At 39.0% G+C, this 14,113-nt stretch carries 10 protein-coding genes and 5 tRNA genes; 8 read left to right on the top strand and 7 right to left on the bottom strand.

What is annotated here, in order from left to right; translation table 11 throughout:
* Positions 1-301: 301 nt before the first annotated feature.
* From BTO21_RS15370 to BTO21_RS15355, 4 genes are all read left to right on the top strand, one after another.
* A tRNA-Ser gene (locus tag BTO21_RS15370) sits at positions 302-392 on the top strand.
* 41 nt (positions 393-433) lie between these two features.
* Positions 434-510: transfer RNA gene (locus BTO21_RS15365), tRNA-Asp, on the top strand.
* Between the two features lie 50 nt (positions 511-560).
* A tRNA-Thr gene (locus tag BTO21_RS15360) sits at positions 561-636 on the top strand.
* 9 nt (positions 637-645) lie between these two features.
* Positions 646-730: transfer RNA gene (locus BTO21_RS15355), tRNA-Tyr, on the top strand.
* Between the two features lie 168 nt (positions 731-898).
* Here the strand turns inward: BTO21_RS15355 and BTO21_RS15350 are convergent.
* Both BTO21_RS15350 and BTO21_RS15345 read right to left on the bottom strand, forming a co-directional pair.
* A complete protein-coding gene (locus BTO21_RS15350; RefSeq protein WP_105026897.1) occupies positions 899-3,778 on the bottom strand; it encodes a GNAT family N-acetyltransferase in 2,880 nt (959 codons plus the stop codon).
* Positions 3,779-4,108: 330 nt separating this feature from the next.
* Positions 4,109-4,441: a hypothetical protein gene (locus tag BTO21_RS15345; RefSeq protein WP_045032025.1), complete on the bottom strand. Its 333-nt coding sequence runs from the start codon at positions 4,439-4,441 to the stop codon at positions 4,109-4,111.
* Positions 4,442-4,687: 246 nt separating this feature from the next.
* On the opposite strand from BTO21_RS15345, the gene BTO21_RS15340 reads away from it, so the two are divergent.
* A tRNA-Ser gene (locus BTO21_RS15340) sits at positions 4,688-4,778 on the top strand.
* Positions 4,779-4,976: 198 nt separating this feature from the next.
* Positions 4,977-5,405, top strand: coding sequence for a hypothetical protein (locus tag BTO21_RS15335; RefSeq protein ID WP_052672715.1), 429 nt, complete (start codon positions 4,977-4,979; stop codon positions 5,403-5,405).
* Here BTO21_RS15335 and BTO21_RS20095 read toward each other — a convergent pair.
* From BTO21_RS20095 to BTO21_RS15320, 4 genes are all read right to left on the bottom strand, one after another.
* On the bottom strand, positions 5,402-5,548 hold the full coding sequence (locus BTO21_RS20095) for a hypothetical protein (RefSeq protein WP_170064521.1): 147 nt from the start codon (positions 5,546-5,548) through the stop codon (positions 5,402-5,404). The two genes, BTO21_RS15335 and BTO21_RS20095, sit on opposite strands and share 4 nt — an antisense overlap.
* A 13-nt stretch (positions 5,549-5,561) precedes the next feature.
* A complete protein-coding gene (locus tag BTO21_RS15330) occupies positions 5,562-5,867 on the bottom strand; it encodes a hypothetical protein (protein ID WP_045032026.1) in 306 nt (101 codons plus the stop codon).
* Positions 5,868-6,124: 257 nt separating this feature from the next.
* Positions 6,125-6,313, bottom strand: a complete 189-nt coding sequence (locus BTO21_RS15325) for a hypothetical protein (protein WP_045032027.1) — start codon at positions 6,311-6,313, stop codon at positions 6,125-6,127.
* A gap of 234 nt (positions 6,314-6,547) precedes the next feature.
* On the bottom strand, positions 6,548-6,841 hold the full coding sequence (locus BTO21_RS15320) for a hypothetical protein (RefSeq protein ID WP_045032028.1): 294 nt from the start codon (positions 6,839-6,841) through the stop codon (positions 6,548-6,550).
* A 442-nt stretch (positions 6,842-7,283) separates the two neighbouring features.
* Here BTO21_RS15320 and BTO21_RS15315 point away from each other — a divergent pair, with 442 nt between their 5' ends.
* Positions 7,284-10,649, top strand: coding sequence for an Ig-like domain-containing protein (locus BTO21_RS15315; protein ID WP_170064520.1), 3,366 nt, complete (start codon positions 7,284-7,286; stop codon positions 10,647-10,649).
* Between the two features lie 128 nt (positions 10,650-10,777).
* On the opposite strand, the gene corA is transcribed toward BTO21_RS15315, so the two are convergent.
* Positions 10,778-11,731, bottom strand: coding sequence for a magnesium/cobalt transporter CorA (gene corA / locus BTO21_RS15310; protein WP_045032029.1), 954 nt, complete (start codon positions 11,729-11,731; stop codon positions 10,778-10,780).
* 761 nt (positions 11,732-12,492) lie between these two features.
* On the opposite strand from corA, the gene BTO21_RS15305 reads away from it, so the two are divergent.
* On the top strand, positions 12,493-14,031 hold the full coding sequence (locus BTO21_RS15305) for an alginate export family protein (protein WP_205068433.1): 1,539 nt from the start codon (positions 12,493-12,495) through the stop codon (positions 14,029-14,031).
* Positions 14,032-14,113 lie beyond the last annotated feature (82 nt).

Here is a 14,113-nt window from a genome sequence, read left to right as displayed (position 1 = left end):
TAGGTGCTAGGTGCTAGGTGCTAGGTGCTAGGTGCTAGGTTTTGAGAGTGGAGGGTGCTAGATCCTGCCACCAAACAATTTTCTCTTAGTTTAGTGAGTGTTTCTTTATTTTTTCTCCAAGATTTGAATCTCAGTAAGTGAGAATATGCTTCAGTATGTAAATGTTTGCACGATAAAATTGGTGTATAAAACATCAAACTGAGTGCCATTAATAACTTTTGTTTAATTGCTGATCACTTAAAAATCTTTTTAGTATTATTGCTTTACAGAGAAAGATTAGCACTATATTATTCGCGGCATTGGAGAGATGGCTGAGCGGTTGAAAGCACTGGTCTTGAAAACCAGCATACGTTTATAGCGTATCTAGGGTTCAAATCCCTATCTCTCCGCCAAATTCTAATAGCCTGATGTATGTCGAGTTAGTTAAAGAATTGGAGTGGTAGTTCAGTTGGTTAGAATACCGGCCTGTCACGCCGGGGGTCGCGGGTTCGAGTCCCGTCCACTCCGCCAACATAAAGACATAGTGTTAAATTATTAACATGCTATGTAACGAAATTTGTGCCGACTTAGCTCAGTAGGTAGAGCAACTGACTTGTAATCAGTAGGTCACCAGTTCGACTCCGGTAGTCGGCACCATTAAATTTCGGTGGGATTCCCGAGTGGCCAAAGGGAGCAGATTGTAAATCTGCCGGCACTGCCTTCGAAGGTTCGAATCCTTCTCCCACCACCATACAACGCCTCTTAGTTCCATTGGCGGCACTTTATTGGGAATATTAGCGGCCTGTTGATTTACATGTCGCAGATAAGTCCAGTTGAGTGAAGATAAATAGAAAAGCCCGCAAGTCATTGCGGGCTTTTTTACGTCTTAAATTTGGTGGTGGAACTAAAAAAATAGCTATTATTCTTTTTTGAAGCACATTAGCGTATTGAGTGAAGGATCATGTTGTTGTAAAAGATACTGCTGCGTATCAATCAGATTATGTTTAGCTAATGCGGTGATCCAATAATCTATCCCTTGAAAATTGCGTAATTCTCTTTGATTATCAGCCCAAGTAACATTAAGCCCTGCATTAAATACGGTATGCACTAAAGCGCAAAATGTTCGCATTGAATCATTACCTGCATCGTGATCACGCAAAATAAATCGGCCTCCAGGTTTTAACACGCGTGCAATAGAAGCAATAAAATCATCTAATTTATTCAACGGGCAATGATGCAAACCAATATAACAACTCACAATATCCAATGATGCATCAGCAATAATTTGTGGGGGTAATGGTTCATAATCGGCTAAATCAAAAAAGTGACCCACTTGGCTAATACTGCCACGTTCTGCCATCTCAGCTAGCGAATTGTCAGGCGCAACATCATTACATAAGAATATTGCCCCAGAGATCGGTAATGTTTTTTGTAATGTTTTAATGTAGCGTCCTGTTGAACCTATTTCTAGATAACCTTCAAGTGTTGTTGCCGTGGCTAATATTTCACTTGTTTGACGGCCCATTTCACGCTTTTGCTTTGCTAATGCAGGAAGGGCATAAGTGATATCGGCCAATGCCGTTTTTATGTCAGTAAGCCCATATTGTATTTCATGGTAAATATCTTCATCGGATGTAAACCGTTGGCAACATTGATTGATCAGTTCATGGAATAAATGTTCAGGGTAAAGATGATAAATATTTTGTAGGAAAAGGTAAAAATTATCTCTGCCATTAATCGAGCTAAATACTTGCCTAAATGCAGACTGGCGACATTCCGAGCGTGAATAAATAACGGGATCATCATGTTGACGGTAATATTTCTCCCATAAGCAATGGCGAAATCGATAGTGTGGATCCCATTTATCTTTCAATGCAAATAAAGCCGTCGCGTTAGGATAAGCACGATGAAATTGGTCATAACGAGCATGAGGTTGATAGGGAAGGTAGTAACAACCGCCAGCATTAATGGATGCTTCAATCAGTTCACGTGTCCAAATAGCGACTTTTTCTTGTTCAGCCTGGCTGGCTTGTTGCTTATAATATAATACAAAAGCAAATACTTCCTCACGAGCCCACGCTAATAGGGAGCCAGAGTCAGGATGAGAGTGTCGAATAGAAACATTCACTGCTTTAACATGATAACGGTTGAGAATTTCAGTCATGACTGGTGTGAAATCATTAATTCGATTAACAGGAATAAAGTATTCCTGTAGAACGTAGGTGTTTTGGTTTCGTGAAATAGGCTCTAGTTCAGCGACATTATAATTGGCTTCCTCGTTGCGAGTTGTAATTTTTTTATTCCAAAACAGTAATGGTTCGTAGATATATTCACGACGCCAGTGGCCTAGTGGTGATTCAGTAACAGCCCATAGCATGTATTTTTCTAATATATACAATTTGCTATCTTGTTGTGGAATAACATTAACCGCTTTGTCTGTTGCCGACCAAGTAACAACATGCACTGTATCAAACCTTGGTGGTATCATGTCGGCATTATGAAAGACCGTGACATTATTGTTTCTTACTTGCTTTTGAAAAAAGGCGGTGTAATCAGCTAATGGCATTTTTTTATGTAAACGCTCAATATGACAATCCGTTGTTAACGATAATTCAGCCTCTACAATGATCCCTATCGCGCCATAGCCACCAATCGCGGCATAGAAAATCTCACTATTTGTCGTGGGAGATGCGTTGATTCGTTTACCATTATGAAGCACTAAGACAATGGCATTAATGGATAAAATCAGTGGACCTAAACTGACATAGCGACCATGACAATTAACACTTAATGATCCACCAATGGTGAAATTGGCATAAGTTTGCATGATTTTAATAGCTAAACCATAGTGTTGAATACATGCTTGAATATCTCGCCATCGTGCTCCTGTTTGTACGGTAATGGTTTGCTGTTCGAGATTAAGATCAAGGATGCGGTTTAAACCACGCATATCAATATGTAATGAGCCTGCATGTGCGATCTGCCCACCCATACTATAACGCCCACCACCAATAGAAATCGGTTTATGGGTGTTTTTTAATATATCTTGTAGTTGTTCAACACTGCCCGGAACATAAATATCATCAACCGCTATAGGGTAAAGGCGTGAAACTTCTTTAACGATATTAGTATAGTGTGGTGATCTTTCAGATTGTTTACTGTTTGGAATGAGATAGCGCATTCTTAGTAATATAGGTAGCTGATATTGTTGCTCTAATGCTGCCGAACCTGACTGCGAAACAATATGAAAGCCATAACGTTGATAAAAATTGATTGCACCTTTATTACATTGGGTCACATCGAGTTCAATACTAGAAATATTTTGTTTTTGTAACCATGCACATAAGTTATTAAGAATGTCTGAGCCAATACCTTGACCACGATATTCACTGAAGACGGCAATATTATTAATATAAAATGATTCTTCAGAAGGTAAGGGGACATAATTATTTAATGCTTTACGAACTGCTGTTAATAAATGCCATTTTAGTTTTAAAGGAACAGTAAGTAATAGTTGTATAGCACCAGCAAACTCTTGTTGCTGCATATGTTGACGAGAATAACCGACGACGGCACCTTTTATTTGATTATCGTGACGATAAATATAGCCAAATTTATGGCTAAATAGTCCTCGTGATTGTAATACTTGTTTGGTTAAGATTGGAATAGCTTCACTACGAGAGGTGAACATAAAATCCATTAATTCATGAGAACTCTCATAAATACACTCAGTAAGTGCTGCACTATCACTCATATACGCACGTTTAAATTGAGCATCTGTTGTTTGTGGTAGGTTCATACGAATAATGTCACCTTAATAAATCTGTGTACCTATTTATTAAAGATAGACGCTGTAATGCTATGACGAGATAAACAATAAGCCCATAATACCAATAGATTTGAGAATATGCGTAAGATGATGACTATCCATAATGTCGAAGGTAATTGTCTTAACAATGTGAAGGTTTGTTTTTGTTTATTATGATGAGCACCATTGAAAATACGGACGATTACTTGATTATCAATATCAATGGTTACTTTGATAGAGCAGATAAGCCGTCGATGTATTGACGGCTTATCATCAGAAGGGAATGATAGAAAATTAGAATAATATAAAATAAAGGGAGACTTAACTAAGATTAAAAACCAGTGCGATGATGGTAATCAGGCTTACAGCATTAAGTACTGAATATAGTATTGTTTTTGGCATACTAAATGCCAAATTATTAAAATCTCGCTTTGATCCAATGACTGTAATCGTTAATGGTAATACAACCAATAAGCCAAATATCCAGCGAATAGTATCAGTAATGGTATAGCCAATTTGAGTTTCAGCAACAATAAAACCTAGAATAGATAAAATGAGTGTTGTGAGTGAAATGGCGAAGGTTCGATTATAGGAATCCATTAACTGAGCAAAAGCTTGATATTCTTCGTCCGTAAAGTCTGATTTGTTTGCCATGTGTTTTTCAGTCTAATAATGAGATAACTATATCTATTATAACGGATCTTTATCAAGATAACGAAAATATAGACAGTGTTCTCTTATGATAATAGAGAAAGTGTATGTTTATTACTCAGAAATTGATGATTTTCGTTATTCAAACGTAGCTATAAAGTAAAACTAGCAATAAAGTGTTTGATAATTAACCGGTTGGAATTTGTTGGTCTTTACAGTGATTTCGATAGGCAGTATTATACGCGCCATGGAGAGATGGCTGAGCGGTTGAAAGCACTGGTCTTGAAAACCAGCATACGTTTATAGCGTATCTAGGGTTCAAATCCCTATCTCTCCGCCACATTATAAAAAAGCCAGCATTTATATACTGGCTTTTTTTCGTTTGAATAAAATGGCTATTTGACTGGCGAAATAAAGCCGATTTAAATTATCGCACCTCGCACCTCGCACCTCGCACCTCGCACCTCGCACCTAAAATAGATGAAATAAGTCGCTATCTATGTGAATATAGACGTTATTTGTTTGGAAAATAGTGATAATGACTTTTGAGCAATGGGCTTTTATTGCCGATTTATATACCCCTATTATTGTTATTGTGTGTGTTATTTGCATGGTATTGTCTGGGCGTGAACAGGGTTTGCGGTTCGGTTTATGGCAGTTAGGTGGGGTATTGTTATCAACCGCTTTTATTTACACCGTTATGTTTATCGATAATGCGTTAGGCATTTGGCCGGCATTTAATTTAGATTACAGTACCCATACAGCTATTGCATTAGTCTTTATTGGCTACTTTATTGTATACACACCCAAATTAAGAGGGGTAATGGTACTTTCTATTGTGGGTTATGCAGCCCTAATGATGCATCAAAAATATCATACATTAAGTGACATTATTACCACTACCGTCTGCGTTATGCCTGTAATATTGTTATGCCAATATAAATTAGCCACAATCGCTAACCGTTAGTTTTTCTTGGTAATAATAACGTAATTGAGTAGGGTTAATCCGATCACAAAACACCAAAATTGGAAGCTAGGTAATACCGGTGAAACGGAGCCGATAAGTAAGCCTGAGCTTAATCCAATTGCCATTCTTTGTTGTACCTTCATGATAAATTCCTTCTTAGCCATCGTTGTTTTTTGTGGTATGTGGATTATATTTTTCATTATGAAGACGATATTTACGTTCTCTCCACCACCAATGGGTGATACTTAATAGCGGAGTAACGATGATAACCGTGATAACTGTGATTAATAATTTTGTGTCGAATAACGCATTAAAACTGCTATCTGTAAATAGTAGCGTGATCACAATATTGGTTGTTATTACGCCTAAAAAAGCAGGAAGACAATTACTAACAATAAAGCGAAATAGCCCTTGCTTGCGTTGTTGCCGCCATTTAGATATTTCGAGATCTGGATCTTGCATTGAAAATACTATTAATACAAAAATGTGTTCGTAATTATATGCAATTAAGTCATTTTATATTGTATAGCGGTATGCAAAAAGAGATCGTTATCTCAAAAATATCTGCAACAAAAGAAGGTATTACATTTAGGGGGATAAATAAACGGTGAGTATTGATAGAAGATACCGATCATTGTTTAAACCCGCTGTAATAACAGCGAGTAGTGATTTATTTGATGGGGAGTACTATAGCATCGTCCTTATCATACTTTGTCGCCCTAACCTAAGTCGGTCAAAATTTCATTTTCATTAAAGTGAATACTGATAACATCGTTAAAATGCGTATGTTTAGTAATAAAAGGTAATTCAATATTAATCACTTCAGATGGATCTACAGCGAGCCATTGGCCGTTAGCAGTAATTTTCCAAATGGTATCTTCTAGTTTGATATATATTTTGGGCTGCATCCTTTGCCTTATGCTATAGAATAACGATTACGTGTAATGAATAACCTATGGTATCGAACATAAATTAATCTTCAATTGATATTTATAATAATTAATATCTTTAAGTACGATCTTGCTTGTAAAATATTATCAATGTGGATGAAGATTGTAATAAATCTATCGTCTGTCTTTAATAAAAAAGCTAGCGACAATCGCCGTTAGCTTTTTCGTCATTTAAGATGTTAGCGTAGATTATTAATCCTCAAAATCAACAATAAGTTCATCTTCTAGATAATCAATTAGACATCCTAATGCTGGCGCTGAAACAAGATAAGACGTTATCTCGGCAACGTCAGGTGTTGATAGATGTAATACTTCTAGCACAGTATGCTCAGGGTTATAAGCAACATTGAACTTTTTAGCAATACTACAACTGTCGTTATATTCATCGACAGACAATTCAATTTTACCATTGTACTCGCCAATATCGGTATCAAAATTATCAACCAATATTTCGATCATGGCTTCGTAGTAATTCTGGTAATCCATTGATTTTACCTTATTCTTGTCTAAAAAATTGCTATCTAATGCGTTAGCTATCATGGCACTATTTTACCCTATTTTAGACTGACAAAAAGCCTTAATCTAAAATAATTAGTTATTCATGATTGTATGAGACTAAGTGTTTAGTTCGTGTGGTTAGAGTCATGATGAGGGCTAATTATCACACCTGTTACAGGCTCTTACGCTTCTTAATTTTTTGTTACAAATATTGACGTTGTTTAATTGTTTGTTACATAAATCCATTGGTATATTTAATACTAAGTATAATATTATATTATGATATAAATAAATCGTATTGGTTAATAATACTCATTAGTGAAAACAAAACACTGAATATAAGTTGGTTGTATGGAATGCAACTATTAAGAATCATAGAGGATGAAATATTTAGTTCTGTTGATACGAGTGAACATACTTAGGAAGTAAAGTGAGAAAAATAAATAAAATAACAGCCGCTCTATTCAGCGTTATGCTTAGCAGTAATGTATATGCAACTAATGCTAATATCGTTTCTTTTGTTCCTGGTGAAACAAAAGTTAAAAATGGAGAAATGGTTTCTTTCAATGGCGATTGTTTTGTTGCTAAAAATAACCCCGGTATATGGGAATCTCCAACTGTAGATTCATGGTTCTGGGATGCAGCTGTATGCTCAGGCGAACCTAATCCAGAGCCAACACCGGATCCCGATCCGACACCAGATCCTGAGCCAACCCCAGACCCTGATTTTGGCGACATTATTCCTTTTATTCCTGGTAAAACTCAAGTATCAAATGGTGACGTTGTTTCATACGAAAACCAATGTTTTATCGCTCAAAACAACCCTGGAGTTTGGGAAACGCCAAGCGCAAGTTCGTGGTTCTGGTCATTAACAGAATGTTCTGACGAGCCAGTTAATCCTGATCCTGAACCAGAAGAAACTGAACTGTCTATTCTTGCACCAACAACTGGTCAAGTTATTCAAGCAAATGAAACGATTGCTATCAATGCACATGTTGATGGTAACCAAGCGGCTAAAGTTGAGTTTTGGGTAAACAACACAAAACTAGCTGAAAAAGCAGTTAACCAGAATAACACTCAGTACTCTCACGCTTGGACTCCAGTTGAAGCAGGTAATGCGGTAGTTAACGTATTTGTATTCGATAAAAATAACCAAAAAATCGAACAAAAATCAGTATCTGTAGTTGTAGAAGCAGAAGTAACTGAAGATTTCGTTGCGCCTGTAGTTAAATTTGTTACGCCAACTAATGGCTCGACAATCAACTTAACTGAAAGCGTTGCTATCTCTGTTAATGCGACAGATGCAGATAACGATTTAACGACACTGATTGTTACCGCAAACAACAAAGAAATCTGTTCGTTTGATGCTGCTAATACCAACACATTTACGTGTAATTTTCAGCCTACCCAAGCTGGTAACGTAACATTGAAAGCTATCGCTACTGATGCTCAAGATCTTTCATCTACAACAAGTGTAAAAATCGCTGTTGAAGAAGATGTGGTTGAACCGCCAGTTGAGCCACCTGTAACTCCAGGTGACTTATGTAAAGACTTTAATGTTTACCCTGACTGGACACGTGGCGATCACGCAACTGGTGGCGACATTATGGTTAACAAGAATATCGCTTACTCTGCGAACTACTGGACTGCATCTGTTCCTGGTAGCGATGATACATGGGCCCTTCACCTAAATTGTGATGGTACAGAACCTGGTACAGCACCGCTTCTTTCTCTACCAAACCCAATGGACCCTGTTCGTCTAGAAGTCGCAGGTTGGCCAAACACGTTAGTTGTTGCTAGCCCATCGTCTGCGGCACCTGCAATGCTAACTATTGAAGCAAGCAACAGTGCTGATTTAGCTGATTTTGGTAAGCTAACAAGTACGTTTGTATCTATCATGAATACTGCGGCACAAGCTGGCTCTGCATCAATCATCATCAACACTGATGTTCTTGATCAAGCAACGCAAGATAAGGCATTGTCTTCAAACAGCATTGCGGTTAAAGAAGCGCTAACTAAAGCGATGGACATCACTGGCAACAAGATTGACATTGATGATATCAACGCTCTTAGCAATGACTTGAAAGGCTGGGCTAACGCGCACCACCTAATCATCTCTACGCTAGCACCAGAAGCAAACTACGGTTGGTCTCTAAGCATTGGTGATTTCGCGTTTGATACTCACTCTGGCAGACAATCTGTTTGGGATGAAGCATCTAACTACAGTGCTGAACTACTAGACAAACTAGAGCTGTTCAAAGCAGATGTTGCAACTAAAGCTGATTTCATTGCGTTCACTAAGTCAAGTTCAACGGCAGTTCTAACTAGCGACCAATGGCATAATGCACTGGAGTACGTTAAGCAAGTTTCTGATTTTGTTAAAACGCCTGTAATGCTAAACAATATCCCTACAGATCAAGCTTCTGCTTATTTCATGGGTGATAATGCGAGCAAACCACAAGTGCGTAAAGCAGCGTTCAGTAACGTATTTGCTATCGTATTTGATAAAGATACAGCAAACTTAACTGTTAAAATCGAAGAATACAAAAAAGCTAAAATGCCGCTGTACTATGTTGGTAAATCAACAGAAAACGGTCAATTAACTATCATTGATGCATTAAACAGCGAACTGGCTAATGCTGAAGATACAATGAACAACACGGCATTCCTGTACGAAACGCCTCAATCACAATGGGTTCCGTCTACTGTTTATAAGTGGGCTGATTTCATGACTGGTCTGAATGCAATGCATAACGTGGGTGTTGCAGGCAACAAGTTCTGGCTACTGGATGAAAGTGTTGATGATGCAACCAACATCAAATACGCGAAAGTGGCGATTGCTGCGTTCCTAGCACAAAGTATGCAAGAAACGATTCGTTATAATGCATGTGATGAGAACAACTGGGCTGAGATTAGATACGGTGCTGCGACAGATTACCCAATGTCTGCAAGCTGTGGTCAACTTGAACAAAAATACGCAGATTACGGTGTTAACCCTATCTCTGGTTTAGATCACGCTTACTCTTGTCCTCGTGATGATAAAATGGAAGTAAGTGCGTTAACTCATGCTAAATGGTATGGCGCACCAGCTCCAGTATTTGCTGCTCCAAATGCAGTACTTGAAGAGCGTGGTTTATTAGTTAATGGTAACGTAGGTCGTTGGACAAACAGCGGTCACTGTAACGATGTACCAACCTCTGTAGATACGTCTAAGCAAGTATGGGAACGTGATACATGTAAAACGTACGTTGACCAAAAAGCAGGTAGCTTCATTTGGGATGGCAGCAGCCAAGAAGACGTTGAAGGTTGTGGTTGGTGGGGCCGTGGTGTTATTCAAACTACAGGTCGTCAGAACTTTGGTACGCTGAACCATTACCTTGGACGTTCACATGTTGATCCAGCAACAATTGGTCAAACAATTGATGGCGTAACCGTTGAAGCACCACCGGCAAACCCACTGTATGCTGATCTTGATTTTTGTTCGAACCCAGGCTTGATTTGTAGTTCAGAAGAGAACAAAGAGATCAAATGGATCGCAGGTTTATTCTACTGGGTAACATCGGTTCAGGCATATTCTGATGTTGGCGGTCAATATGCCGACTGGAACTACTATAACGAACTGAAAAAATATGTTGATGGTGGCCTAAAAGGGACTGATTTTATTGATGATGTTTCAGGTATTGTGAACCGTGGTTGTCCAGATTCTGTTTGTTCGACAGGTGAAGTACATAATGCGAAAGAGCGTCAAGCTAACTTTAAGCTAGTGCTAGAAAAGTTAGGTGTTAAAGCACTATAACAGCGACATTATTGCTAAATAATAATGTTCAACGTTAAATAAACAAAGCCCATAGCGACTAACGTTATGGGCTTTTTGTTATTTGACGTAGGGATAGAGTTAGCATTTCTCGCGTAAAGTAAAGCGGCTTATAACCAGCCTTTACGTTTGAAAAAGAGGTAAGGTGCAAAACCAGCTAAGACCATCAGCCCTAGTGCATAGGGGTAGCCGAGCTCCCAATGAAGTTCAGGCATAAACTTAAAGTTCATTCCGTAGCTAGAGGCAACCAATGTTGGCGGAAGGAATACCACAGATACAACTGAGAAGATTTTAATAATGCGGTTTTGCTCAATATTAATAAAGCCCATTGCCGCATCCATCAGGAAGTTAACCTTTTGGAATAAAGATTCATTATGTGGTAACAAAGAGTCAATATCGCGTAAGACTTCACGCGCTTGTTCTAATTCAATTTCGGGTAAACGTGCTTTACGGACTAAAAAGCTTAATGCTCGTTGAGTATCCATAAGACATAAGCGAATTTTCCATCCCGCATCTTCTTGCTTTGCTAGATGCGATAAAGCTTGATCAAAATTAGCACCCGGTTTATTACCACCTAAAATGGTTTTACCTATCGATTCTAGTTCGCTGTAAATATCTTCAATAACATCGGCAAGTTGCTCTATTTTTGTTTCAAAGAGATCGAGCAGTAATTCATAAGCATTGCCTTGTTGTAAACGCTGTGTACGCGCACGCATACGATAAAGACGAAAGGCTGGCAATTCACGTTCGCGTAAGGTAAATAAGCGCCCATCACGAATAGTAAAAGCAACCGTCGCATTACTTACATAATCTTCCAGATCTTCAAAATAAAAGAATGAGTGAATATGTAAGCCATCTTCATCTTCAAAAAAACGCGCACTGGCCTCAATGTCTTCTAGTTCTGGGCGAGTAGCAAGGCCTTGACCTAGTTCTTGTTGAACGCGCTCTCGTTCTGCTTCATTGGGCTCGATGAGATCAACCCATAATGCTGATGAAATGGGATCTTTAGCTTCTAAATTTAAACGTTGTAAACGTAGGTCGTTTAATGTGTATGCGTTCAGCATGTCTCATATCTCCACTAATGGCGATGATATAAAGAACACTTTAAAACACGATTTGACACTGATAAATACAGGATCTACCAATACAAAACTGGAATAATAAGATTTAAACAGAAGCAATGAACATAAGGGATTGTGCATGCTGGCAGTTAAGCATTGCCAACTCACGCGCAAAGGCAAGGGAGGGCAGATTAACGAGGAAAAATCTCATTCCAGTACCGACTGGGTGTGTTCAAAGCGGTGTCCTCTCAAATAATGGTGTGCGCATGTTACGTCTGACTGTAAAGGGGTTCAAGTTACGCTATTGAAACATTAGATTCTCCTTTAGTAGTATTAAGTCAAAGACTTATTCATGCACGATTAAGGTTTACTAGCATTAAATTAATCAACTGTTAACTAATTATAATGAGATGTTGTTATTTTGCGTGATTAAATGTTGAGTAAGTTAAGATTATTTTTATTTTGTGTAAACGTTATTCAAATAAAGAACACACTATTTCAAAAATGTAGTCTACAGATAAATACGCTATTTGGCTAATATGGATCTTTCTTAAATATATTAATACCAGCGTGAAAATAAGTCGCTGGGAACTGTTTACTATTACCTTTTCTTTACTCCTAATCAGTATGAATTTAAATCAATTAATTCTGTTCTAGCATTTATTAGCTACCCTTAATAAAAACGCAATCATATAAATATGCATGTTAATACTTCATTATGGCGGTGTTTTCCTAGATAAATAATTGGTTTCAAAGGAATACGAATGCATTGTAACTGTAATATACGCGCTCTGCACCGCCCGAATAAACAAGCCACTCTTTTCCGTTTTCGACAGAATAACCCCATTATTCATACTGCTCTGCTTGTCGTAATATCGGCAGGAATCATCTCTTTAGGCTCGCCAGTATCAGCAGAAACCATCGAGTCACCGCCGAGCGAGTCTGATCCGATGTTATTTTTTGACTCGCAAGATTTGACAGTGCGTGGTCATTTTCAATTCGGTGTAAATGCCGTCGCTGAACGAAATCTTTTTTGGGATCTTGCTGAATTGGCGACGGGCAACATTGAATTTGACTCAGACGAAAATTGGTTAGAAATCTACACTGAACCTGGTATCAGTTTTGAACGGCATATCTCACCACACTCCAGTTGGTTTGGTAAAGTTTCAGCAGTGGCTTCTTATACCGCAGGGACGGACGCGTTTGCTGCCAGTAATATTGGCAGTGTCACTATAGAGGAAATATACCTCGGCTATCGAACAACGTTAACGGATGAGTGGAATATCGAAGCCTCGTTCGGACCTCGTATGCTCAAATTGGGTACAGGAATGCTAATTGCTAACGGTGGTTCCGATGGCTTTGAGCGCGGCGCCCTTAAGTTTGGTCCTCGAGAAGCATGGGGAAAAGCCGCTATCGTGCAATTAACGGGAAGTGGCATTAAAGCGACAGCCTTTTATCTTGCCCCTAATGAGATACCGTCCAACGACACCAAGAATCTGTTCAATGGCATAGATCTACGTTGGGATGGCGAGGATGGCAGCTACACAGGATTGACTTATATCCATGTTATTAAGTCGAAGGCTGCTTATCCCAAGGCCGCTCCCAGTGGAGTGGGGACACCAACGATTATTGCTGATGCTCGTGCCAAATTGAACGCAGTAAACTTCTATGGCAAAAAAGAGCGTGTTGGTGGTGATCTGAGTAACTTAAGTTTAGCGCTTGATGTCACTTATGAGTGGAACGACCGCATTAACCTTCGTGCTTGGGGAGGGCGTATCAAATCCGAGTATGTTTTCACGCGTTATTCATGGCGACCTACTTTGGGTTACTCGTACCAGATCTTCTCTGGCGATAATCCAAATACTTCTCGCATCGAGCGTTTCGACCCACTTTATTACGATGGTTCACCAAGCACTTGGGCAACAGGTTCAAAGTCGGCGATGGTTTTTATTAATTCAAATGTGCAGTCACACAATCTCAGTGTTCGCATCACGCCGACAATGCAAGATACTATCACTTTGCGTTATGCCCATGTTCGCGCGGTTGAGCTTCGAAGCCCATTGCAATTTGGACAAGCGACTCGGCTAGACTTCTCAAATGGATTATCGTCCGTGGTTTCAGGTGTCACCAATGCCCATCTATCAGATGATTTTTTTCTTGAATACAATCGTGTTGTCACACCTAACGTTTATCTCACTGCAGGATTAAGTATTTCCATTCCGGGGGCTGGCATTACAGGTGCCGCTGGCGGAAATGCACCCAATTGGATAGGAGGATTCATTAATGTCGTCTTTAACTACTAGAGTCGCTGTCACCCTTGCTGTTTGTGCTACCACCTTTGCTTCTAATCTTTGGGCGAGTGAGGGATCGTCGGTTCCTCTCAGT

This window comes from Photobacterium phosphoreum, from assembly GCF_002954725.1.
GTDB lineage: Bacteria > Pseudomonadota > Gammaproteobacteria > Enterobacterales > Vibrionaceae > Photobacterium > Photobacterium phosphoreum.
Note: the sequence above shows the minus strand (reverse complement) of the source record. Positions and strands in the feature narration are given on the sequence as shown.

What these genes read in the sequence shown, in the direction of transcription:
- BTO21_RS15345 (WP_045032025.1), bottom strand. Translation starts at nt 4,441, where the DNA reads ATGGCAAACAAATCAGACTTTACGGACGAAGAATATCAAGCTTTTGCT.
- BTO21_RS15350 (WP_105026897.1), bottom strand. Translation starts at nt 3,778, where the DNA reads ATGAACCTACCACAAACAACAGATGCTCAATTTAAACGTGCGTATATG.
- BTO21_RS15330 (WP_045032026.1), bottom strand. Translation starts at nt 5,867, where the DNA reads ATGCAAGATCCAGATCTCGAAATATCTAAATGGCGGCAACAACGCAAG.
- BTO21_RS15320 (WP_045032028.1), bottom strand. Translation starts at nt 6,841, where the DNA reads ATGGATTACCAGAATTACTACGAAGCCATGATCGAAATATTGGTTGAT.
- BTO21_RS15305 (WP_205068433.1), top strand. Translation starts at nt 12,493, where the DNA reads ATGCATTGTAACTGTAATATACGCGCTCTGCACCGCCCGAATAAACAA.
- corA (WP_045032029.1), bottom strand. Translation starts at nt 11,731, where the DNA reads ATGCTGAACGCATACACATTAAACGACCTACGTTTACAACGTTTAAAT.
- BTO21_RS20095 (WP_170064521.1), bottom strand. Translation starts at nt 5,548, where the DNA reads ATGAAGGTACAACAAAGAATGGCAATTGGATTAAGCTCAGGCTTACTT.
- BTO21_RS15335 (WP_052672715.1), top strand. Translation starts at nt 4,977, where the DNA reads ATGACTTTTGAGCAATGGGCTTTTATTGCCGATTTATATACCCCTATT.
- BTO21_RS15325 (WP_045032027.1), bottom strand. Translation starts at nt 6,313, where the DNA reads ATGCAGCCCAAAATATATATCAAACTAGAAGATACCATTTGGAAAATT.